This window comes from Kitasatospora sp. NPDC057904, assembly GCF_042887925.1.
In the GTDB taxonomy this organism is placed as follows: Bacteria; Actinomycetota; Actinomycetes; order Streptomycetales; family Streptomycetaceae; genus Kitasatospora.
Genome location: NZ_JBHVOL010000045.1, coordinates 1 through 25,100 on the forward strand (window position 1 = coordinate 1; position 25,100 = coordinate 25,100).

2 protein-coding genes are annotated in these 25,100 nt (G+C 75.8%); both read right to left on the reverse strand.

Annotation, left to right across the window (positions count from 1 at the left end; all coding sequences use genetic code 11):
• Positions 1 to 7,685: amino acid adenylation domain-containing protein (locus tag ACFVSN_RS44250; protein WP_387959210.1), on the reverse strand; the 7,685-nt coding region annotated here is incomplete at its 3' end.
• 16 nt (positions 7,686 to 7,701) lie between these two features.
• Positions 7,702 to 25,100 (reverse strand): non-ribosomal peptide synthase/polyketide synthase (locus ACFVSN_RS44255; protein ID WP_387959212.1); only part of this gene is annotated, 17,399 nt, incomplete at its 5' end.

The window sequence follows — 25,100 nt, forward strand, 5'->3', positions numbered from 1 at the left end:
TCGACGTCACCGACCCGGACCGACGGGTCCGCCGCGACGGCCTCCAGCACCGCGACGAGCCGCGCGCCCAACGCCTCCGCCGTCGCCCGGTCGAAGAGGTCGACGGCGTACTCGACGCTCCCCGCCAGCCCCTCCTCCGACTCCGCGAGCTGGAAGGTCAGGTCGAACTTGGCCGCGTCGAACGTCGCCTCGTGCGGCGCCGCCCGCACCCCCGCGAGGTCGAGCGTCGCCGCGCCGGTGTTCTGGAACGCGAGCATGACCTGGAACAGCGGGTGCCGGGCCATCGAGCGCTCGGGGTTGAGGATCTCGACGAGGCGCTCGAACGGCACGTCCTGGTTGGCGTACGCCGCGAGGTCCGTCTCCCGTACGCGGCGCAGCAGTTCGCGGAAGCTCGGCCGCCCCGAGAGGTCGTTGCGCAGGACGAGCGTGTTGACGAAGAAGCCGACGAGGTCGTCGAGCGACTCGTCCGTCCGTCCGGCGATGACGCTGCCGAGCGGGATGTCGTCGCCGCCGCCGAGGCGGTGCAGCAGCGTGGCGAGTGCGGCCTGGACGACCATGAAGAGGCTGGTGCCCGTCTCCTTGGCCAGCGCCGCGAGGTGACCATGAACCGAGGAAGGGACCATGAACGTGACGGTGTCCCCGCGGTAGCTCGTCCGGGCCGGGCGGGGCCGGTCGGTGGGCAGCGGGAGTTCCTCGGGCAGTCCGGCGAGTGCCGTGCGCCAGTAGTCGACCTGCCGGTTGAGCTCGCCGGCCGGGTCGTGCTCGTCGCCGAGGACCTCGGCCTGCCACAGTGTGTAGTCGGCGTACTGGACCGGCAGCGGCGTGAACTCCGGTGCGGTGCCGCCCAGTCGGGCCGCGTACGCCACCGACAGGTCGCGGGCCAGCGGCGCCATCGACCAGCCGTCCGCCGCGATGTGGTGCACGACCACCAGCAGCACGTGTTCCTCGTCCGAGACGGTGAACAGTCCGGCCCGCAGAGGCAGTTCGCGCGCCAGGTCGAAGCCGCGCCCGGCCTCCGCCGCGACCGCCTCGGCGCTGTACGGCGCGCGGAGCAGCTCCGGCCGGGCCGCGTCGGCGGGCAGGATCAGCTGCTGCGGCCGCCCGTCGGCGTCGGGGAAGACGGTCCGCAGGCTCTCGTGCCGCGCGGTGACGTCGGCGAGGGCCGCCTCAAGAGCCGGCGGGACGACCGGCCCGGTGAGGCGGACGGCGATCGGCAGGTTGTAGGTCGCGCCGGGGCCCTCGAAGCGGTCGAGGAACCAGAGCCGCCGCTGGGCGGCGGACAGCGGCACGGGCTCGGGCCGCACCCGGGCGGTCAGCGCCGGGCGGGTGCTCGCGGCGTCGCCGAGGCGTTCGGCGAGGGCGGCCGGGGTCGGCGCCTCGAACAGGGCGCGGACGGGGAGTTCGGCGCCGAGCCGGGCGCGGACCCGGCCGGCGACCCGCACGGCGAGCAGCGAGTGGCCGCCGAGGTCGAAGAAGCCGTCGTCGATCGAGACGCTCTCCAGCCCGAGGACCTCGGCGTAGATCGCGCACAGCGCCTTCTCCTGCGCGGTGCGCGGCGCCCGGCCGGTGCCGGCGGCGCGCGGGCCGGGGGCGGGCAGGGCGGCGCGGTCGAGCTTGCCGTTGACGGTGCGCGGGAGGCGGTCGAGCGGGACGATCGCGGCCGGGACCATGTAGTCGGGCAGCCGCTCGCCGAGCACGCGGCGCAGCTCCTCGGCGGCGGGCACGGCGCGCCCGGCGGCGGGGACGGCGTAGCCGACCAGCTCGCGGATGCCGGGGCGGTCCTCGCGGACGACGACGGCCGCGACGGCGACGTCGGGGTGGGCCTCGATGGCGGCGGTGACCTCGCCGAGCTCGATCCGGAAGCCGCGCACCTTGACCTGGTCGTCGGCCCGGCCGAGGCAGTCGAGGCGGCCGTCGCGGGTCCAGCGGGCGAGGTCGCCGGTGCGGTACATGCGGGAGCCGGCCGGGCCGTACGGGTCGGCGGTGAAGCGTTCGGCGGTGAGGCCGGGGCGGCCGAGGTAGCCGCGCGCGAGTCCGGCCCCGGCCAGGTACAGCTCGCCGGGCACGCCGGGGGCGACCGGGCGCAGGGCCGCGTCCAGGACGTACGCCCGGTAGTTGTCGAGCGGGCGGCCGATCAGCACCCGGCCGGCGTCGGTGATCCGCTGGCCGACGGCGTCGACGGTGGTCTCGGTGGGCCCGTACAGGTTGTAGGTCACCACGCCGTCGATCCCGGCGAGTTCGGCGCGCAGCGCCTCGCCGAGCGCCTCGCCGCCGAGGGCGACGACCAGCGGGCGGGCGGATCCGTCGGTGGTGAGGCCGAGTTCGTGGAGCTGCTGGTAGTGGCCGGGGGTGGTGTCGAAGTGGTCGATGCCGCCGACCCGGCGCGCGTAGGCGGCGAGCGCGGCGGGGTCGTGCCGGGCCTCGTCGTCGATCAGGTGCAGTTCGTGGCCGCGCAGCAGCCACAGCAGCGGGTCGATCGCGGCGTCGAAGGAGAACGACGCGGCCAGCGCGGCCTTGAGCCGGCGCCCGCCGGTCGAGGCGATCTCGCGGGCGTAGAGGCGCTCGAAGTGGTCGTGGTAGAGGTTGACGACGCTGCGGTGCTGCACGGTGACGCCCTTGGGGCGGCCGGTGGAGCCGGAGGTGTAGATGACGTACGCGGCGTTGTCGGGGCGCGGGGCGCCGGAGCGCTCGGCGGCGGTGAGCGGGGCGGCGGACCACCGGGCGTCGTCCCGGACGGCCAGCACCTCGGCGGGGTCGGCGAGTTCGGCGACCGGGCGGGCGTCGTCGGTCATGTAGGCGATGCGGTCGGCCGGGTAGTCGCGGTCGACCGGCAGGTAGACGGCGCCCGCCTTCATGACCGCGAGCAGCGCGACGACGTGCTCGGCGCAGCGCGGCAGCCGCACGGCGACGACCTGCTCGGGCCGGACGCCGTCGGCGACGAGCCGGCGGGCCAGCCGGTTGGCCCAGGCGTCGAGTTCGGCGAAGGTGAGCGCGGTGTCCCGGAAGACCAGGGCGGTGGCGTCGGGGGTGCGGGCGGCGGCCGCCTCGAAGAGGCCGGGGACGGTGCCGGTGGGGTGGTCGCTCGCGGTGTCGTTCCACTCGACGAGGACGCGCCGGCGCTCGTCCGCGGTGAGCAGGTCGAGGGCGGAGAGCGGCCGGTCCGGGTCGGCGACCAGCGCGGCGAGCAGCCGCACGAAGCGGTCGGCGAGGTCCTGGGCGGTCTCCCGGTCGAACAGGTCGGTGGCGTACTCGACGCCGCCCGCGAGGCCGTCCGGCGTGCCGTCGGCGGTGAAGCGCTCGGCGAGCACGAGGGACAGGTCGAAGTTGGACATCCGCAGGCCGACCGGCTGGGACGTGGTGCGCAGCCCGTCCAGGTCGAGGCTCGCCTCGGCGGTGTTCTGGAAGGAGAGCATCACCTGGAACAGCGGGTGGCGGGCCAGCGAGCGGCCCGGGTTGAGCACCTCGACGAGCTGCTCGAACGGGACGTCCTGGTGGGCGTAGGCGGCCAGCGAGGCCTCGCGGACGCGGTCGAGCAGCTCGCGGAAGGTCGGGTCGCCGGAGGTGTCGGTGCGCAGCACGAGGGTGTTGACGAAGAAGCCGACGAGGTCGTCGAGCGCCTGGTCGGTGCGGCCGGCCACCGGGGTGCCGAGCGGGACGTCCTCGCCCGCGCCGAGGCGGGTGAGCAGGGCGGCGAGCGCGGCCTGGGCGGCCATGAAGACGCTCGCGCGGTGGCCCTGGGCGAGGACGGCGAGCGCGCGGTGGACGTCCGCGGGCACGGTGAGCCCGACGGTGCCGCCGCGGTGGGTCATCTCGGGCGGGCGGGGGCGGTCGGTGGGCAGGGCCAGTTCTTCGGGGAGGCCGGCCAGGGTGGTGCGCCAGTGCTCGATCTGGCGGGCGAGTTCGCCGCCGGCGGTGTGCTCGTCGCCGAGCACCTCCTGACGCCACAGCGTGTAGTCGGCGTACTGGACGGGCAGCGGCTGCCAGTCCGGCGCGGTGCCGCCGCGGCGGGCGCGGTAGGCGGTGGAGAGGTCGCGCGCGAGCGGGGCCATCGACCAGCCGTCGGCCGCGATGTGGTGGATCACGAGCAGCAGCACGTACTCGGTGCCGTCGAGGGCGAACAGGCGGGCGCGGAGCGGGATCTCGCGGGTGAGGTCGAAGTCCCGGGCGGCGGTGGCGGCGAGCGCCCGGGGCAGCTCCTCCTCGGTGACGCCGACGACCGGGACGGCCGGCGCGGCCTCGGCGGGGGCGAGGACGTGCTGGCGGGGGTCGCCGTCGGTGTCCGGGAAGACGGTCCGCAGGCTCTCGTGCCGGGCGACGACGTCGGCGAGGGCCGCGCGCAGCGCCGGGACGTGCAGCTCGCCGGAGATGCGGATCGCCATCGGCAGGTTGTAGGTGCCGCCGGCGTCCTCGAATCGGCCGAGGAACCAGAGCCGCCGCTGGGCGGGGGAGAGCGGGACGGCGGCGGGCCGCGGGCGGGCGGTGAGCGCCTGGCGGGCGCGGTCGGCGCCGCCGACCCGCTCGGCGAGGGCGGCCACGGTCGGCGCCTCGAAGAGAGCCCGGACGGGCAGTTCGACGTCGAGCTCGGCGCGGATCCGGCTGATCAGGCGAGTGGCGAGGAGCGAGTGGCCGCCGAGGGCGAAGAAGTCGTCGTCGGCGCCGACCTCGGGTAGTCCGAGGACTTCGGCGAAGAGGGTGGCGAGGAGTTTCTCGCGTTCGGTGGCGGGTGCGCGGCCGGGTGTGCGGTCGGCGAAGTCGGGGGCGGGGAGGGCCTTGCGGTCGAGTTTGCCGTTGGTGTTGAGCGGCAGGGCGTCGAGGGTGACGATCGTGGCGGGGACCATGTAGTCGGGCAGGTCGGCGGCGATGTGGGCCAGCAGGGCGGCCGGGTCCGGGGTTGTCCCTGCGGCGGGGACGACGTAGCCGACCAGCAGCTTGACGCCGGGGCGGTCTTCGCGGAGGACGACGGCGGCGCGGGTGACGCTGTCGTGTTTGACGAGGACGGATTCGATTTCGCCGAGTTCGATGCGGAAGCCGCGGACCTTGACCTGGAAGTCGGTGCGGCCGAGGTAGTCGATGGTGCCGTCGGGGGTCCAGCGGGCGAGGTCGCCGGTGCGGTACATGCGGGTGCCGGGGGTGCCGTGGGGGTCGGCGGTGAAGCGTTCGGCGGTGAGGGCGGGGCGGCCGAGGTAGCCGCGGGCGAGGCCGGCGCCGGCGAGGTAGAGCTCGCCGGGGGTGCCTTCGGGGACGGGGCGCAGGGCCGAGTCGAGGATGTAGGCGCGGGTGTTGAGCATCGGGCGGCCGATGGAGGGGCTGGCCGTGGTGCCGTCCAGGACGGCGGTGGTGGACCAGATGGTGGTCTCGGTGGGCCCGTAGACATTCAGGACGGACTGCCCGGTGGCGGCCATGGCCTGGGCCAGGGCACCGGGCACGGCCTCGCCGCCGACGAGCATGCGCAGGCCGGCCAGGGCATCCGGGACGTCGGCGGTCAGGCTCTGCCAGAGGGAGGGGGTGGCTTGGAGGACGGTGGCGTCGGTCTTGGTGATGAGGGCGGCGAGGGCTTCGGGGTCGAGGACCTCGTCCTTGCTCGCCACCACCACGGCGGCGCCGTTGAGGAGGGGGAGGTAGAGCTCCAGGGCGGCGATGTCGAAGGAGACGGTGGTGACGGCGATCAGGCGGTCGGTGCCGTCCATCGGCACCCGTGCCGACATGTCGGTGAGGAAGTTGTCGAGCGCGGCGCGGGGGATGACGACGCCCTTGGGCCGGCCGGTGGAGCCCGAGGTGTAGATCACGTAGGCGGGGGTGCGGCCATCGTGCTGAAGCCGGAGCGGTTCGGCGGACTGGGCGGTGAGCTGCTCCCGCACTGCCGCATCGTCGAGCAGCAGCGTCGGCGTGCCGGGCAGGCCCTCCGCCGTGGCCCGGGTGGTGAGCAGGAGCGAGGGCCGGGCGTCCTCCAGGACGTAGCCGAGGCGCTCGGCGGGGTGCTGGGGGTCGAGCGGGACGTAGCCGGCGCCGGACTTCTGGATGGCGAGCAGCGCGACGAGCAGGTCCGCGGTGCGCGGCAGGGCGACGGCGACGTAGCCCTCCGCCCCGGCGCCGCGCTCGACGAGCAGGCGGGCCAACCGGCTGGAGCGGGAGTCGAGTTCGGCGTAGCTGAGCCGCTCGTCCCCGCTGATGACGGCGGTGGCGTCCGGCGTCGCCGCGACCTGCCGGGCGAAGCGCCCGAGCAGCGGCTCCAGCACCGGCGCCGCCTGCGCCGAACCGGCCCACGCGTCGAGCACTCGGGTCCCGTCCGACAACCGCAGCCGCCCGACGGGAAGTTCGGCCACCGAAGCCGCCTCGCCGAGCAGGCGCAGCAGCGCAGCGGCGAGCCCGTCGACCCGCTCCTGCGAGAGCAGGTCGGGCCGGTGCGCGAGGTCCAGCGCCAGCGTGCCGCCGAGGCCGACGGTGAGGCTCAGCGGGTAGTGGGTGCCCTCGTGGTTGCGGCCGTCGACGACGCCGAGGCCGCCCGCCGAGCGGCGCAGGCCCTCGGTGTCCACCGGGTAGTTCTCGAACACGAGCAGGGTGTCGAAAAGTTCGCCGTGCCCGGCGGTGCGCAGCACGTCGCTGAGGCCGAGGTACTGGTGGTCCATGAGCCCGGCCTGCTGGTCCTGGAGGCGCTCCAGCAGGGCGCCGAAGGTCTCGGCCGGGTCGAGGGCCACGCGCACCGGCAGGGTGTTGATGAACAGGCCGACCATCGACTCGATGCCCGCGACCTGTGGCGGACGGCCCGAGACCGTCCCGCCGAAGACCACGTCGTCGCGGCCGGTGAGCCGCCCGAGGACGATCGCCCAGGCCGCCTGCACGACGGTGTTGACGGTGACGCCGCGCTCGCGGGCCCAGCGGACCAGGGCGGCGGTCTGCGCCGTCGGCAGCTCCGCCCGGGTGGCCACCGGGACGACCGGTGCGCGGGACGGGTCGGGGGCGGCGAGCAGCGTCGGCTCCTCCAGCCCGCCGAGCACCTCCCGCCAGGCGGCCTCGGCGGTGGCGCGGTCCTGGGCGGCCACCCAGGTGAGGTAGTCGCGGTAGGGGGCGACGGGCGGCAGCGCGCGCTCGTCGGAGCCGCGCCGCAGCAGCCCGTACAGCTCGAAGAGTTCGCCGATGACCGTCGCCCGGGACCAGCCGTCGACCAGGATGTGGTGCACGGTGACGAGGAACCGGTGCCGGTCCGCGCCCTGGGAGACCAGGGTGAAGCGGATCAGCGGCGGGCGGGCGAGGTCGAAGCGGCGGGCGCGGTCCTCGGCCGCGACGGCCTCGGCGGCGTGCGCCCACGCGCCGGATGGTCGGCCGGTGAGGTCGACGACGGTGAAGTCCGGGGCGACCTCGAACGGGATCAGCTGGACCGGCTCGCCGTTCTTGCGGTACCGGAACGCGGCCCGCAGGCCGGCGTGCCGGCGCAGCAGGGCGGCGCAGGCGCCGCGCAGCGCGTCGGTGTCCAGCTCGCCCTCGATGTCCAGCGCGAGCTGCATCGTGTAGACGTCCGGGCCCTGGGTGTCGTAGCGGGCGTGGAACAGCAGGCCCTGCTGGAGCGGAGAGAGCGGCAGGATGCTCTCGATGCGTGGCTTGGCCTTGGTCGTCGCCGCCATCGTCGCCGCCGTCGTCGCCGCCGTCGTCGCCGCCGTGGTCGCTGCCGTGGTCGCTGCCTTGGTCATGTCGCTTCTCTCCAACTCAGAACTCGAAGTCTTCTTCGAACGCGTCGATCTCGTCCTGGTCGAGATCCAGCAGCGGTGCGGGCCGTGCAGCCGAGGGAGCCGGTGCGGCGGGCCGGGGCGCGAGGGCCTCGACCGGTCCGGCCGAGGGGTCCGCGGCGTGGGCGACCAGCGCCCGCAGGGCCGAGAACCACGCGGCGGCCAGGGCGGCGACCTCGTCCTCGGCGAACAGCTCGCCGGGCCAGCTCCAGGAGGCCACCAGGTGCGGGCCGTCCGGGCGGTCCTGGGCCAGCGAGTTGAGCTCCAGGGCGTGGCCGGCGGGCATCGCGGCGTCGCTGCCGCCGAGGCCGCCGTCGCCGTCGTCCTCGCCGTCCCCGGCGCCGAAGCGGCCCAGGTAGTTGAAGCCGAGCTGCGGCTCGGGGAGGGCGGCGAGCACGCCCGCCGTCTCCGGGTTGAGGTGGCGCAGCAGCCCGTACCCGGCGCCGTTGTCGGGCAGGACGGCGAGCTGTCCGGCCACCGCGGCCAGGGCCCGCCCGGCGGCGGGGCCGCCGGCCAGCAGCTCCGGCCAGTCGGCGGCGGCGACCCCGGGGTCGAGCCGCAGCGGGAACATGCTGGTAAACCAGCCGACCGTCCGCGAGACGTCGGCGTCCGGCAGGACCCCGGCGAGCAGTTCCTCGCGGCCGTGGCCCTCCAGGTCCAGCAGGACGCCGGCCGACCGCTCCCGGCCGCGGGCGCGGTCCCAGCCGGTGACGGCGAGCGCGAACGCGGTGAGCAGCACCTCGTTGACGCCGGTGCCGAGCACGCTGGGCACGGTGGACAGCAGCGGGCCGGTGACGTCGGCGGGCAGCGTCACGGTGTACTGCCGGGCGCCGGCCGCGAGGTCGCGGGTGCGGTCGAGCGCCCTGGTGCCCAGCGGGGGCTCCTGGTAGCCGGCCAGCATGGCGGTCCAGACCGGGAGTTCGGCGGTGCGCTCCGGGGTGAGGGCGGCGCGGGCGAGGCCGCGGGCCCAGGCCCGGAAGGAGGTCCACACCGGCGCCAGGACGGGCTCCCGGCCGGCCGCGACGGCCTCGTACGCGGCCATCAGGTCCGGCATCAGGATCCGCCAGGAGACGCCGTCGACCACCAGGTGGTGCAGGACGAGCAGCAGCCGGCCGGGGGCCTGCGGGCCGGCGTCGAACCAGACCGCCTGGACCATGACGCCGTCGTCCGGGTCGAGCCGGTCCTGGGCGGCGCGGCCCTCGGTGTCCAGTCGGGCGGCGGCCTCGGCCGCGGTGAGGCCGGCGACGTCGACCCGGTGGATCAGGCCGGCGGCCGTCGGCGCGCCCTTCGGCGGCACCTCCAGGGTCCAGGCCGACGGGCCGCGGACCAGGCGGGCGCGCAGCGCGTCGTGGTGGTCCAGGACGGCCTGGAGCACGGCCGACAGCACGTCTGCGGTGAGCCCGGCGGGCACCGGCGCGAGCACCGACTGGTTGAACCCGTCGATTCGGCCGCCGAGTTCGCGCAGCCAGCGGATGATCGGGGTGGCCGGGAGCGCGCCGACCGCCGGGTCCGCGCCCTCCGGGTCGGGCGCGAGCGCGAGCTCGGCCGGGGACTCGGGCAGGGCGGCGGCCAGCGCCTCGACCGTCTTGTGCCGGAAGACCTCGCGGGGCGTCAGCACCAGGCCGGCCAGGCGGGCGCGGCCCACCAGTTGGACGGAGGTGATGCTGTCGCCGCCGAGGGCGAAGAAGCTGTCGTCGGCGCCGACCTCGGGTAGTCCGAGGACGTCGGCGAAGAGGGTGGCGAGGAGTTTCTCGCGTTCGGTGGCGGGTGCGCGGCCGGGTGTGCGGTCGGCGAAGTCGGGGGCGGGGAGGGCCTTGCGGTCGAGTTTGCCGTTGGTGTTGAGCGGCAGCGCGTCCAGCAGGACGATCGTGGCGGGGACCATGTAGTCCGGCAGCTCGGCGGCCACGTGGGCGCGCAGCCCGGCCGGGTCGGCGGTGCCGTCCGGCACGACGTAGCCGACCAGCAGTTTGACGCCGGGGCGGTCTTCGCGGACGACGACGGCGGCGCGGGTGACGCTGTCGTGTTTGACGAGGACGGATTCGATTTCGCCGAGTTCGATGCGGAAGCCGCGGACCTTGACCTGGAAGTCGGTGCGGCCGAGGTAGTCGATGGTGCCGTCTTGGGCCCACTTTGCGAGGTCGCCGGTGCGGTACATGCGGGTGCCGGGGGTGCCGTGGGGGTCGGCGGTGAAGCGTTCGGCGGTGAGGGCGGGGCGGCCGAGGTAGCCGCGGGCGAGGCCGGTGCCGGCGAGGTAGAGCTCGCCGGGGGTGCCTTCGGGGACGGGGCGCAGGGCCGAGTCGAGGATGTAGGCGCGGGTGTTGAGCATCGGGCGGCCGATGGAGGGGCTGGCCGTGGTGCCGTCCAGGACGGCGGTGGTGGACCAGATGGTCGTCTCCGTCGGGCCGTACACGTTGAGCACCGACCGCCCGGCCGAGGCCATCGCCTCGGCGAGTGCACCCGGTACCGCTTCGCCGCCGACCAGCATGCGCAGGCCGGAAAGCGCCTGCGGTACCTGGGCGGTGAGCGTCTGCCAGAGGGAGGGGGTGGCTTGGAGGACGGTGGCGTCGGTCTTGGTGATGAGGGCGGCGAGGGCTTCGGGGTCGAGGACCTCGTCCTTGCTCGCGATGACGACGGCGGCGCCGTTGAGGAGGGGGAGGTAGAGCTCCAGGGCGGCGATGTCGAAGGAGACGGTGGTGACCGCGACGAGCCGGTCGGTGCCGTCCATCGGGACGCGTGCCGACATGTCGGTGAGGAAGTTGTCGAGCGCGGCGCGGGGGATGACGACGCCCTTGGGCCGGCCGGTGGAGCCCGAGGTGTAGATCGCGTAGGCGGGCGTCCGGCCGTCGTGGACCAGCTCAAGAGGCCCGTCCGGCTGCTCGGAGACCGCCGCGTCGTCGAGCAACAGCACCGGGGTGCCGGTCGCCGGGAGGGCGGCGGCGGTCTCCCGCGTCGTGAGCAGGAGCGAGGGCCGGGCGTCCTCCAGGACGTAGCCGAGGCGCTCGGCGGGGTGCTGGGGGTCGAGCGGGACGTAGCCGGCGCCGGACTTCTGGACGGCGAGCAGGGCGACGAGCAGGTCCGCGGTGCGCGGCAGGGCGACGGCGACGTAGCCCTCCGCCCCGGCGCCGCGCTCGACGAGCAGGCGGGCCAACCGGCTGGAGCGGGAGTCGAGTTCCGCGTAGCTGAGCCGCTCATCGCCGCTGATGACGGCGGTGGCGTCCGGCGTCGCCGCGACCTGCCGGGCGAAGCGCCCGAGCAGCGGCTCCAGCACCGGCGCCGCCTCCGTCGAACCGGCCCACGCGCCGAGGACCAGCGCCTCGCCCGCCGGTTCGCCCAGCCGCAGCCGCCCGACCGGCTCCTCCGCGAGCGCGGCGGCCTCGCCGAGCAGGCGGACGAAGGTCGCGGCGAGCCCGTCCACCCGCTCCTGCGGGAGCAGGTCGGGCCGGTGCGCGAGGTCGAGGCCGAGGGAGCGGCCGAGGCTCACGGTGAGGCTCAGCGGGTAGTGGGTGGACTCGTGGTTGTCGCCGCCCACGATGCCGAGCCCGCCGGCGGCCGTGCGCAGCCCGTCGGCGTCGAGCGGGTAGTTCTCGAACACCACGAGGGTGTCGAAGAGTTCACCGAGCCCGGCGATCCGCTGGAGGTCGGCGAGCGGCAGGTACTGGTGGTCCATGAGCCCGGCCTGCTGGTCCTGGAGGCGTTCCAGCAGCGCGCCGAAGCGCTCTGCGGGGTCGAGCGCCACGCGCACCGGCAGGGTGTTGATGAACAGGCCGACCATCGACTCGACGCCCGGGACCTGTGGCGGACGGCCCGAGACCGTCCCGCCGAAGACCACGTCGTCGCGGCCGGTCAGGCGGCCCACCACCATCGCCCACGCGGCCTGGACCACGGTGTTGACGGTGACCCCGCGCTCCCGGGCGAAGCGGGCCAGCGCGGCCGTCCGCTCCTCGGGCAGTTCCAGCCGGGTGCGGACCGGCAGGACGGGGGCGCGGGACGGGTCGGGGGCGGCGAGCAGCGTCGGCTCCTCCAGCCCGTCCAGCACCTGCCGCCAGGCGGCCTCGGCGGCGGTGCGGTCCTGGCCGGCGATCCAGTCCAGGTAGTCGCGGTAGGGCGTCACCCGGGCGAGCCCGGCGGCGTCGCCGCGCGTGCCGTAGAGGGCGAACAGCTCGCCGAGGAAGACCGGCATGGACCAGCCGTCCAGCAGCAGGTGGTGGTGGCTGACGACCAGCCGGTGCCGGTCGGCGGCGGTGCTGATGAGGGTGAAACGCATCAGCGGGGGCCGGTCGAGGTCGAAGCGCCGGGTGCGGTCCTCGGCGGTGAGCCGGTCGGCCGCCGCCGCCCGCCCGTCCTCGGGCAGGTTGGTGAAGTCCACCTCGCGCAACGGGAGTTCGACGTCCGCCGGGATCACCTGGAGCGGCGCGGCGGTGCCGTCCTGGCGGAAGGCGGCGCGCAGGTTCGGGTGCCGGGCGAGGAGGGTGCGCAGCGCCGAGCGCAGCGCGTCCCGGTCGACGGATCCCTCGATGTCGAGGGCGAGTTGGACGGTGTAGACGTCCTGGCCGTCGGTGTCGTAGGTGGCGTGGAAGTAGAGGCCCTGCTGGAGGGGGGAGAGGGGGAGGAGGTCGGCGAGGGGGCCGTGCTCGGCCTCCAGGCGGTCGATCTGCTCCTGCGAGACCTCGACCAGCGGGCGGACGTCCGACGGAGTCAGGCCGCTGCCGTCGGTGGCGGCGAGGGTGCGCAGGGCGGTGAACCAGGCCTCGGCGAGCTCGCGGACACGGTCCTCGGTGAAGAGGCCGTCGGGCCAGGACCAGTCGGCGGTGAGCTGCGGGCCTTCGGGGGTGTCGAGGGTGGCGGCGTTGAGGTCGATGGCGTGGGCGAGCGGCATGGCGGGGTCGCGGCCGTCGCCGAGCGCGATGTCCGTGCACAGCGCCCAGTCGGCGTCCGTCTCGCCCGCCGCGAAGCGGCCGAGGTAGTTGAAGCCGAGCTGCGGACGGGGCGCGTCGTCGAGCGCGCCGTGCAGCAGGCCGTAGCCGATGCCGTTGTCCGGGAGGGCGTGCAGTTGCTCCTTGACGGCCTTGAGCGCGCGGGCCGGGTCGGTGGCCGTGCCCGGGTCGAGGCGGACGGGGAACATGCTGGTGAACCAGCCGGCCGTGCGCGTGGTGTCGGCGTGCTCGACGACGTTCTCGCGGCCGTGGCCCTCCAGGTCGACGAGCACACCCGTCCCCTGGCCGGGGCGCCAGGCGTTCACGGCGAGCGCGAAGCCGGCGAGCAGGACGTCGTTGACGGTGGCGCGGTAGCGCGCGGCGGTGTCGGTGAGCAGCGTGCCGGTGACGTCCGACGGCAGGGTCAGCGACAGGTGCCGGACGGTGGCCGCCGTGTGGACGGCCGGGTCCAGCTCCGCGAGCGGCGCGTCCTCGCCGGCCGACTGGGCCTGCCAGAGCGGGAGTTCGGCGGAGCGGTCGAGCGCGGTGAGCTGCTCGGCCCAGCGGCGGAAGGACGTGGGGACGGGCTCCAGCGGGGTGCCCTCGTAGGCGTGGGCGAGGTCCGGCAGCAGGATGCGCCACGAAACGCCGTCCACCACCAGGTGGTGCGCCATCACCAGCAGGCGGCCCTGCTGCTCTGACCAGACGGCCTGGAGCATCACACCGGCGTCCGGGTCGAGTCGCAGCTGGGCGGCGCGGGCCTCGGCGGCGAGGTCGGCGCCCTCGGCGCGGCGCAGGACGTCGGCGGCGCGGACGGTGCCCGGCTCGGGGACGTCGAGGTTCCACGCGTCGGCGCCGCGGACCAGCCGGGCGCGCAGCACGTCATGGTGGTCCAGGAGCGTCTGCAGCGCGTCGGCCAGGCGCTCGAAGGTGGCGCCGGCGGGCGTCCGCACGACCATGGTCTGGCTGAACCCGTCGACGGCGCCGCCGAGTTCGCGCAGCCACCCGACGATCGGCGTCTCCGGGACGAGCCCGTACGCGGCCCCGGGCTCCTCCACCGGCAGCGCGGCGGCGGTGCCGGCGACGGCGGCCAGCGCCTCCGGGGTGCGGTGCCGGAACACGTCGCGGGCGGTGAGGACCAGCCCGGCCTTGCGGGCGCGGCTGACCAGCTGGATGGAGACGATGCTGTCGCCGCCCAGCTCGAAGAAGCCGTCCTCGGCGGACACCTCGGCCACGCCCAGCAGGTCGCGGAAGATCCCGCAGAGGACCTCCTCGCCCGGCGTGCGCGGCGGCCGTCCGCGGCCGGTGCCGCGGTACTCGGGCGCGGGCAGGGCGCGGCGGTCGAGCTTGCCGTTGACCGTCAGCGGCAGCTCGTCGAGCGCGACGAAGGCGGACGGGACCATGTACGCGGGCAGCGCGGCGGCCAGGTGGGCGCGCAGCACGGCCTCGTCGAGGGCGCCGCCGCGCGGCACGACGTACGCCACCAGGCGCTTGATGCCGGGCTGGTCCTCGCGGACGACCACGGCCGAACGCAGCGCGCCCTCGTAGTGGGCCAGGACCGTCTCGATCTCGCCGAGTTCGATGCGGAAGCCGCGGATCTTGACCTGGTCGTCGGTGCGGCCGAGGTAGTCGAGCCGGCCGTCGGCGGTCCAGCGCACGACGTCGCCGGTGCGGTACATCCGGCTGCCGGCCGGGCCGTAGGGGTCGGCGGTGAAGCGTTCGGCGGTGAGGTCGGGGCGGCCGAGGTAGCCGCGCGCGAGTCCGGCGCCCGCGAGGTAGAGCTCGCCCGCGACGCCCGCCGGGACGGGCCGCAGGCGCTCGTCGAGGACGAGGGCGCGGGCGTTCGCCACCGGGCGGCCCACCAGCGGCCGCGCGGTGTCCGCGGTGCTCGCGGTGGCGCTGTCGACGGTGGCCTCGGTCGGGCCGTACAGGTTGTAGCCGGTGACGCCCGGGGTGCGGGCGAGCTCCTGCCACAGGGCCGGGCTCACGGCCTCGCCGCCGAGGGCGAGGATCCGCGGCCGGGCCGACGCGTCCCGCACCAGGCCCTGCTCGACGAGCTGCTCGGCGTAGGACGGGGTGAGCTCCAGGAAGTCGATCCGGTGCTCCCGGACGTAGCCGATCAGGGCCTGCGGCTCGCGCCGGGTGTCGTCGTCCACGAGGTGCAGTTCGTGGCCGGCGACCAGCCAGAGCACCGGGTCGAGCGAGGCGTCGAAGGACACGGCGGCGGTGAGCGCCGCGCGCAGCGGGCGGCCGGCGGCGGCGATGTCCGCCGCGTACAGCTCGGTGAAGTGGTGGTGGAACAGGTTGCCGAGGCCCGCGTGCGGGACGACGACGCCCTTGGGCTTGCCGGTCGAGCCGGAGGTGTGGATGACGTACGCCGGGTGCGCGGGCCGCAGGGCGGCGGTGCGCCCGGCGTCGGTCAGCGGGGTGCCGGCCAGCTCGCGCAGCTCGTGGACGACCGCCGGGGAGCCGAGGTCGATCCGCTCGCCGCCGCGGTCGGCGGGCAGTGCGTCGCGGGCGCCGTCGCCGGTGATGACGGCGGCGGTGCCGGCGTCCTGGAGCAGCTGGGCGATGCGCCCGGCCGGGAGCGCCGGGTCGACGGGGACGTAGGCCGCGCCGGCCTTCATGACGGCGAGCAGCGCGACGACCAGGTCGGCGGTGCGCGGCAGGGCGACGGCGACGAAGCGCTCCGGGCCGATGCCCCGGCCGGCCAGCAGGCGGGCCAGCCGGTTGGCGCGGGCGTCGAGTTCGGCGAAGGTCAGCCGCTCGCCGGCGGCCGTCAGGGCGGGGGCGCCGGGGGTGCGGGCGGCCTGCGCCTCGAACAGCGCGGGCATCGTGGTGGCGGGCACCTCGCGGGCGGTGTCGTTCCACTCGACGAGGACGCGGCGGCGCTCCTCGGCGGTGAGCAGGTCGAGTTCGGACAGCGCCCGGTCCGGCGCGGTGACCAGGGCGGTCACGGCGCGGGCGAACCGCCCGGCGAGGACGGCCGCGGTGTCCCGGTCGAACAGGTCGGTGGCGTACTCGATCCGGCCGCCGACGCCGGCCGGCGCGCCGTCGGCGCTGAACTCCTCGGCCAGCTGGAAGGACAGGTCGAACTTGGCGCCGTCCACCACGGCCGGGTGCGGCTCGACGGCCAGTCCGGGCAGGACGAGCTCGGCCGCCGCGTTGTTCTGCAGCGAGAGCATCACCTGGAACAGTGGGTGGCGGGCCAGCGAGCGCTCCGGGTTGAGCAGCTCGACCAGGCGCTCGAACGGCACGTCCTGGTGGGCGTAGGCGGCGAGGTCGGCCTCCCGGACCCGTCCGACCAGCTCCCGGAAGGTCGGGTCGCCGGTCAGGTCGGTGCGCAGCACCAGGGTGTTGACGAAGCAGCCGACCAGCTCGTCCAGGGCCTCGTCGGTGCGCCCGGCGATCGGCGAGCCGATCGGGACGTCCTCGCCGGCGCCGAGCCGGCCGAGCAGGGCGGCCAGGGCGGCCTGGACGACCATGAAGACGCTCGCGTTGGCCTCGCGGGCCAGCGCGGTGAGCGCGGCGTGCGCGTCGGCGGGCAGGTGCAGCGGCACGGTGTCGCCGCGGAAGCTCTGCTCGGCCGGGCGCGGCCGGTCGGCGGGCAGGGCCAGCTCCTCGGGCAGCCGGGCGAGGGTGCGCTGCCAGTAGCCGGTCTGGCGGGCGAGTTCGCTCGCCGGGTCGGCCTCGTCGCCGAGGACCTCGGCCTGCCAGAGCGTGTAGTCGGCGTACTGGACCGGCAGCGGGGTGAACTCCGGTGCGCGGCCGTCCAGTCGGGCCGCGTAGGCGGCGGCGAGGTCGCGGGCGATCGGGGCCATCGACCAGCCGTCGCCGGCGATGTGGTGGATCACCACGAGCAGCACGTGTTCGGTGGCGGAGACGGCGAACAGGTGGGCGCGCAGCGGCACTTCGGCGGCGAGGTCGAAGTCCAGCGCGGCGGCCGCGGCGAGCGCCGCGGCGTCGTACGGCGCGGTGTGCAGCACCGGGCGCGCCCCGGCGGCGGGGAGCACCTGCTGGCGCGGCCGGCCGTCGGCGTCCGGGAAGACGGTCCGCAGGCTCTCGTGCCGCGCGGTGAGGTCGCCGAGGGCGGCGGCCAGGGCGGCGGCGTCGAGCGGGCCGGTGAGGCGGACGGCGAGCGGCAGGTTGTAGGTGCCGGTGCGCTGCTCGAAGCGGTTGAGGAACCACAGCCGGCGCTGCGCGGCGGACAGCGGCACCGACTCCGGGCGCACCCGGGCGGTGAGCGCCTGCCGGGCCCGGCCCGCGGCGCCGATCCGCTCGCCGAGGGCGGCGACGGTCGGGGTCTCGAACAGGGCGCGCACCGGCAGCTCGACGCCGAACAGGGTCCGCACCCGGCTGACCACCCGGGTGGCGAGCAGCGAGTGCCCGCCGAGGTCGAAGAAGCCGTCGTCGATCGAGACCCGCGGCACGCCGAGCACCTCGGCGAACAGGCCGGCCAGCTGCTCCTCGCGCTCGTCGCGCGGGGCCCGCCCGGCCCCGGCCGCGGCCCCGAAGTCGGGGGCGGGCAGGGCGCGCCGGTCGAGCTTGCCGTTCGGGTTGAGCGGCAGCCGTTCCAGCGGGACGAAGGCGGACGGGACCATGTACTCCGGCAGCGCGGCGGCGGCCCGCGCGCGCAGCTCGGCGGGCTCCGGTTCGGCGCCGTTCGCCGGGACGACGTAGGCCACGATGCGCTGGTCCCCGGGGGTGTCCTCGCGGACCAGGACGGCCGCCTGGGCGACGGCGGGGTGCTTGGCGAGCACGGCCTCGATCTCGCCGAGCTCGATCCGGAAGCCGCGCACCTTGACCTGGAAGTCGGTGCGGCCGAGGTACTCGATCTCGCCGTCGGCGTTGCGGCGCACGAGGTCGCCGGTGCGGTACATCCGGGAGCCGGCCGGGCCGTACGGGTCGGCGACGAAGCGCTCGGCGGTCAGGCCGGGGCGGTTCAGGTAGCCGCGGGCCAGGCCCTCGCCGGCCAGGCACAGCTCGCCCGCGACGCCCGCCGGGACCGGCCGCAGGCCGGCGTCCAGGACGAGCGCCCGGGTGTTGCGGCGGGGGCGGCCGATCGGCGGGGTGCGCCCGGCGCCGTCCTCGCCCTCGTACCAGGCGGTGGCGTACACGGTGGCCTCGGTGGGGCCGTAGATGTTGGCGAGGCGCGCGCCGGGCACGGCGGCCCGGATCGCGTCCGCGGTGTGCGCGGCCAGGCCCTCGCCGGCCAGCACCACGAGGTCGGCGCCGAAGCGCGGGGCGCCGGACTGGCCGAGGGTGTGGGCGAGCGCCGACGGGACGGCGCTGACCAGTCCGTAGTGCCGGCCCTCGGGTGCGTCCAGCAGCGCGAGCACGTCGCGGACCAGCTCGATCCGGCCGCCGGACAGCAGCGGGCCGAACAGCTCGAAGACGGACACGTCGAAGTTGAGCGAGGTCGCGGCGAGGACGTCGGACAGGCGCTCGGGGCCGATGTCGGAGGCCGCCCAGGCGGCGAGGTCGGCGACGTTGCGGTGCGGGATGACGACGCCCTTGGGGCGGCCGGTGGAGCCGGAGGTGTAGATGACGTACGCGGGGTGGCGCGGGTCCAGCGGGAGCGGCCGCTCGGCGTCGGTGACGTCGCCGTCCGGGAGGGCGGCGAGCCGCTCGCGCACGGCCGGGTCGTCCAGCCGCAGCGCGGGGACGTCCGCGGGCAGCGCGCCGGCCGCTTCGGTGCTGGTGAGCACCAGCGCGGGCCGCGCGTCGTCGAGCATGTGGGCGATCCGGTCGGCCGGGTAGCCGGGGTCGACCGGCAGGTAGGCGGCGCCGGACTTGAGCACCGCGAGCAGCGCCACGACCAGGTCGGCGGTGCGCGGCAGGGTCAGCGCGACGAACCGCTCCGGGCCCGCGCCCTCGGCGATCAGCAGCCGGGCCAGCCGGTTGGCGCGGGCGTCGAGTTCGGCGTAGGACAGTTCGGTGCCGGCGTGCAGCACCGCCGGGGCCTGCGGGGTGCGGGCGGCCTGTGCGCGGAACAGCTCCGGCACGGTGGTCTCGGCGACCGGGCGGGCGGTGTCGTTCCACCCGTCCAGGACCAGGGCGCGCTCGGCGTCCGTCAGCACCTCGACGGCGGCGACGGGCAGGTCCGGGTCGGCGGTGACGGCTGCGAGCAGCCGGCCGAGGCGGTCGCCGAGGGACGTGGCGGTGGTCCGGTCGAAGAGGTCGGCGGAGTACTCCAGGACACCGGTCAGCCCGGCCGGTCCGCCGTCGGCGGTGAAGGTCTCCTCCAGCGAGAACAGCAGGTCGAACTTGGCCGCCGACAGCCGCACCGGCAGCGCGGTGGCGCGCAGCCCGTCCAGGTCGAGGGTGGCCGCCGCGTTGTTCTGGAAGGCCAGCATCACCTGGAACAGCGGGTGGCGGGCCAGCGAGCGGACCGGGTTGAGCACCTCGACCAGGCGCTCGAACGGCACGTCCTGGTGGGCGTAGGCGGCGAGGTCGCTCTCCCGGACGCGGGCCAGCAGCTCGGCGAAGGTCGGGTCGCCGGTCAGGTCGGTGCGCAGCACCAGGGTGTTGACGAAGAAGCCGACCAGCTCGTCGAGCGCCTCGTCGGTGCGCCCGGCGATGACGCTGCCGAGCGGGATGTCGTCCCCGGCGCCGAGCCGGTGCAGCAGGGCGGCGACGGCGGCCTGGACGACCATGAAGACGCTCGCGTCGTGCGCCCGGGCGACGGCGGCGATCCGCTCGTGCACCTCGGCCGGCAGCGCCAGCGGGACGGACTCGCCGCGGTAGCTGACGTCGGCCGGGCGCGGCCGGTCGGCGGGCAGCGCGAGCTCCTCGGGCAGCCCGGCGAGGGCCTGCTTCCAGTGCTCGACCTGACGGGCCAGCGGGCTGTCCCCGTCGCCCTCGTCGCCGAGCACCTCGGCGTGCCAGAGCGTGTAGTCGGCGTACTGGACGGGCAGCGGCTTCCACGCGGGGGCGGTGCCGGCCCGGCGGGCGTCGTAGGCGGTGCCGAGGTCGCGGGCGAAGGGCGCGAGGGACCAGCCGTCGCCGGCGATGTGGTGCAGCACGACGAGCAGCACGTGCTCGGTGGCGGAGATCCGGAACAGCTCGGCGCGCAGCGGGGGCTGGGTGGTGAGGTCGAAGCCCGCGGCGATCGCCCCGGCCAGTGCGGCGTCCAACGCGCCCTCGCCGTCGGTGAGTTCGGTCAGCGGCAGGCTGAGCGCGGTGGTGCCGGCGGGCAGCACCCACTGGCGGGGGCGGCCGTCGAACTCGGGGAAGACGGTCCGCAGGCTCTCGTGCCGGTCGGTGACGTCGCCGAGCGCGGCGGTCAGCGCGGCCCGGTCGAGCCCGCCCTCCAGCCGCAGCGCGAGCGGCAGGTTGTAGGAGGCGGTGGCGCCCTCGAAGCGGTTGAGGAACCAGAGCCGGCGCTGGGCGGGGGAGAGCGGGACCTCCTCCGGCCGTGGTCGGGCGGTGAGCGCGGCGCGGGCGTGTCCGGCCACGGCGATCCGCTCGGCGAGCGCGGCGACGGTCGGCGCCTCGAAGAGCGTGCGGACGGCCAGCTCGACGCCGAACACCGGGCGGATCCGGCTGACCAGGCGGGTGGCGAGGAGCGAGTGCCCGCCGAGGTCGAAGAAGCTGTCGTCGACGGAGACCGCGGGCAGTCCGAGGATCCCGGCGAACAGTCCGGCCAGGATCTCCTCCTGCGGGGTGCGGGGGGCGCGGCCGGCCGAGGCGGTGAGCGCGGGCGCGGGCAGCGCGCGGCGGTCCACCTTGCCGTTGCCGGTCAACGGCAGCGTCTCCAGGGTGACGTAGGCGGACGGCACCATGAAGCCGGGCAGGCCGTCGGCGGCGTGCGCGCGCAGCTCGGCCGGCTCGATCCGGGCGCCGGGCGCGGCCACCAGGTAGGCGACGAGCCGCTGGTCGCCGGGGACGTCCTCGCGGACCATCGCGGCGGCCTGGGCGACGGCGGGGTGCCGGGCCAGGACGGCCTCGATCTCGCCGAGTTCGATGCGGAAGCCGCGCACCTTGACCTGGTCGTCCGTGCGGCCGAGGTAGTCGAGCGCGTCCGCCGCGTTCCAGCGCACGAGGTCGCCGGTGCGGTACATGCGCGAGCCGGCCGGGCCGTGCGGGTCGGCGGTGAAGCGCTCGGCGGTCAGGCCGGGGCGGTTCAGGTAGCCGCGGGCCAGGCCGTCCCCGGCCAGGTACAGCTCGCCCGCGACGCCGCGCGGGACCGGCCGCAGGGCGGCGTCCAGCACGTACGCCCGCATGCCGTCCAGCGGGCGGCCGATCGGGACCGCGGCCGGCACCTCGGCGGCGGAGCCGATCCGGTGGGTGGTGGCGAAGGTCGTGGTCTCGGTCGGGCCGTAGCCGTCGACCACGGTCAGGCCGGGGCAGGCCGCCAGGACGCGGCGCACGGCCGCGGCGGGCACGACGTCGCCGCCGGTCCACACCTGGCCGACCCGGGCCAGGCAGCCGGGGCCGTCCTCGGCGATCAGCCGGAACAGGCCGGCGGTCAGCCACAGCGCGGTGACGCCGTGCCGGGTGACGGTCTCGCGCAGGCGGACGGCGTCGAGGTCCCCGGCCGGGGCGACGACGACCTGGCCGCCGCCGAGCAGCGGCACCCACAGCTCGTAGGTGGAGGCGTCGAAGGCGGTCGGCGAGTGCAGCAGCACCCGCTCGTGGCCGGACTCGAAGCGGCGGTCCTCGGCGAGCGCGACGACGTCGCGGTGGGTCACGCCGACGCCCTTGGGCAGGCCGGTCGAGCCGGAGGTGAACATCACGTAGGCGAGCTGGCCGGGCCGGACGTCCACGCCGGGGTCGTGGGTGGGGCCCTCGGCGAGCGCGGTGGCGGCCTCCAGGACGGTCAGGTCCGCGTCCTCGTCGAGGTCGTACCCGGCCGCGTCGTCCGCCGCGTCGGCGATCAGCACGGCGGCGCCCGTCTCGGCCAGGATGTGCCGCATCCGGGCGGCCGGGAAGCGCGGGTCGAGCGGCACGTACGCGCCGCCCGCCTTGAGCACGCCGAGGATCGCGGCGACCAGCTCGGGCGAGCGCTCCATCAGCAGCGCGACCCGGTCCTCGGGGCGGACCCCGGCGGCGAGCAGCTTGTGCGCCAGGCGGTTGGCCCGGGCGTCGAGTTCGCCGTAGGAGAGGCTGCCGCCGTCCGCGACCACGGCCTCGGCGGCGGGGGCCCAGCCGGCCAGCTCGGTGAAGAGCCGGGTGATCACCGGCACGGCCGCGCCGGGGTTGCGCGGGGTGTCGTTCAGCCCGTGCACCAGCCGCTCCCGCTCCTCGGCGGCGAGCAGCGGGATCCGGCCGACGGGCGCGTCCAGCAGGCCGGGGGCGGCGGTGAGGACGCCGGCCACCCGCTCCAGCAGGGCGGTCGCGGCGACGGCGTCGAACGCGCCGGTGCGGTGGTCCAGGCGCAGCTGGAGCCGCTCGCCGGGCACGGCGGTGAGGATCAGCGGGTAGTGCGTCGCGTCGTGGCCGGCCAGGCCGGTGACGCGCAGGCCGCGGCCGAAGTCCAGCACGTCGGCGTCGAGCGGGTAGTTCTCGAACACCACCAGGGTGTCGAAGAGTTCGCCGAGGCCGGTGGCGTGCTGGAGGTCGGTCAGGCCGAGGTACTGGTGGTCCAGCAGGGCGGCCTGCTGCTCCTGGAGCCGGTCCAGCAGGGCGCCGAGCGTCTCGGCCGGGTCGAGCGCGACCCGGACCGGCAGCGTGTTGATGAACAGGCCGATCATCGACTCGATCCCGGCGACCTGCGGCGGACGGCCCGAGACGGTGCCGCCGAAGACCACGTCCGCCCGGCCGGTCAGCTGGCCGACGACCAGCGCCCAGGCCGCCTGGAGCAGGGTGTTGAGCGTGGTGCCGCGGGCCCGGCTCACCGCCGTGAGGCGGGCGGTGAGCTCGGCCGGCAGCTCGGCGGTGACGCGGTCGGGCGTGCCGGCGGCGCCGTCCCGGTCCGCCGGGGCGACCAGGGTGGGCTCGGCCAGGCCGTCCAGCGCCCGCCGCCAGGCGTCCTCGGCGACGGACCAGTCCTGGCCGGCCAGCCAGCCCAGGTACTCGCGGTGCGGGGTGACCCGGGGCAGGGCCGCGCCCTCGCCCCGGTAGAGCGCGAACAGCTCCTTGACCAGGACGGGCATCGACCAGCCGTCGAGCAGGATGTGGTGGTTGGTCAGCACCAGCCGGTGCCGGTCGGCGCCGGTGCGCAGCACGGCGAAGCGCATCAGCGGGGCGCGCGCCGGGTCGAAGCGCTCGGCCCGGTCCTCGGCGGTCCAGGCGTCGGCGTCCGCTGGTCGGCCGGTGAAGTCCAGCTCGCGCCACGGGAGTTCGACGGCGGCCGGGATCACCTGGAGCGGCGTCTCGAAGCCGTCCTGGCGGAACGCGGCGCGCAGCGTGCCGTGCCGGGCGAGCAGGGCCGTGGCGGCGGCGCGCAGGGCGGGGATGTCCAGCGGGCCTTCGATGTCGAGGGCGAGTTGGACGGTGTAGACGTCCTGGCCGTCGGTGTCGTAGGTGGCGTGGAAGTAGAGGCCCTGCTGGAGGGGGGAGAGGGGGAGGAGGTCGGCGAGGGGGCCGTGGTCGGCCTCCAGGCGGTCGATCTGCTCCTGCGAGACCTCGACCAGCGGGCGGACGTCGGACGGGGTGAGGCCGCTGCCGTCGGTGGCGGCGAGGGTGCGCAGGGCGGTGAACCAGGCCTCGGCGAGCTCGTGGACGCGGTCCTCGGTGAAGAGGCCGTCGGGCCAGGACCAGTCGGCGGTGAGCTGCGGGCCTTCGGGGGTGTCGAGGGTGGCGGCGTTGAGGTCGATGGCGTGGGCGAGCGGCATGGCGGGGTCGCGGCCGTCGCCGAGGTCGGCGTCGGTGCACAGCGCCCAGTCGGCGTCCTCCCCGGCGGCGGTGAAGCGGCCGAGGTAGTTGAAGCCGAGCTGGGGGCGCGGGGCGTCGGTCAGGGAACCGCGCAGCAGGCCGTAGCCGATGCCGTTGTCCGGGAGGGCGTGCAGTTGCTCCTTGACGGCCTTGAGTGCGCGGGCCGGGTCGGTGGCCGTGCCCGGGTCGAGGTGGACGGGGAACATGCTGGTGAACCAGCCGGCCGTGCGCGTGGTGTCGGCGTGCTCGACGACGTTCTCGCGGCCGTGGCCCTCCAGGTCGACGAGCACACCCGTCCCCTGGCCGGGGCGCCAGGCGTTCACGGCGAGCGCGAACGCGGTGAGCAGGACGTCGTTGACGGTGGCGCGGTAGCGCGCGGCGGTGTCGGTGAGCAGGGCGGCGGTGACGTCCGACGGCAGGGTGAGGTTCAGGTGCCGGGCGGTCGCGGCGGTGTGCACGGCCGGGTCCAGGACGGCGAGCGGCGCGTCCTCGCCGGCCGACTGGGCCTGCCAGAGCGGGAGTTCGGCGGAGCGGTCGAGCGCGGTGAGCTGCTGCGCCCAGCGGCGGAAGGACGTGGGGACGGGCTCCAGAGCGGTGCCCTCGTACGCGTGGGCGAGGTCCGGGAGGACGATGCGCCAGGTGACGCCGTCCACGACCAGGTGGTGGGCCATGACGAGCAGGCGGGCGGTGTCCTCGAACCAGACGGCCTGGACCATCACACCGGTGTCCGGGGCCAGCCGCAGTTGGGCGGCGCGGGCCTCGGCGGCGAGGTCGGCGGTCTCGGCCCGGCGCAGGACGTCGGCGGCGCGGACGGTGCCCGGCTCGGGGACGTCGAGGTTCCACGCGTCGGCGCCGCGGACCAGCCGGGCGCGCAGCACGTCATGGTGGTCGAGTACGGCCTGGAGGGCGTCCGCCAGGCGCTCGAAGGTGGCCGCCGCGGGGGTGCGGACCAGCATCGCCTGGTTGAACCCGTCGATCGGGCCGTCCACCTCGCGCAGCCAGCCGACGATCGGCGTCTCCGGCACGAGCCCGAGCCCGGCGCCCGCCTCCTCGGTGGGCAGCACGGCGGCGGTGGTGGCGACCGCGGCCAGGGCCTCCGGGGTGCGGTGGGTGAAGACGTCGCGGGCGGTGAGGACCAGCCCGGCCTTGCGGGCCCGGCTGACCAGCTGGATGGAGACGATGCTGTCGCCGCCCAGCTCGAAGAAGCCGTCCTCGACGGACACCTCGGCCACGCCCAGCAGGTCGCGGAAGATCCCGCAGAGGACCTCCTCCGCCCTGCCGACGGGCTGCCGTCCCCGAGTGGTGCCGGTGAACTCGGGGGCCGGGAGTTGCTTGCGGTCGAGCTTGCCGTTGACGCTCAGGGGGAGGGCGTCGAGGGTGACGAAGGCGGACGGGACCATGTAGTCGGGCAGGCCGGCGGCGAGGTGGGCGCGGAGGGCTTCGGTGTCGAGGGTGGCGGGGGTGGCGGGGACGATGTAGGCGACGAGGCGCTTGAGGCCGGGCTGGTCTTCGCGGACGACGACGGCGCTTCGGGCGACGCCCTCGTGGCGGGCCAACACGGTTTCGATTTCGCCGAGTTCGATGCGGAAGCCGCGGATCTTGACCTGGTCGTCGGTGCGGCCGAGGTAGTCGAGGTGTCCGTCGGGGG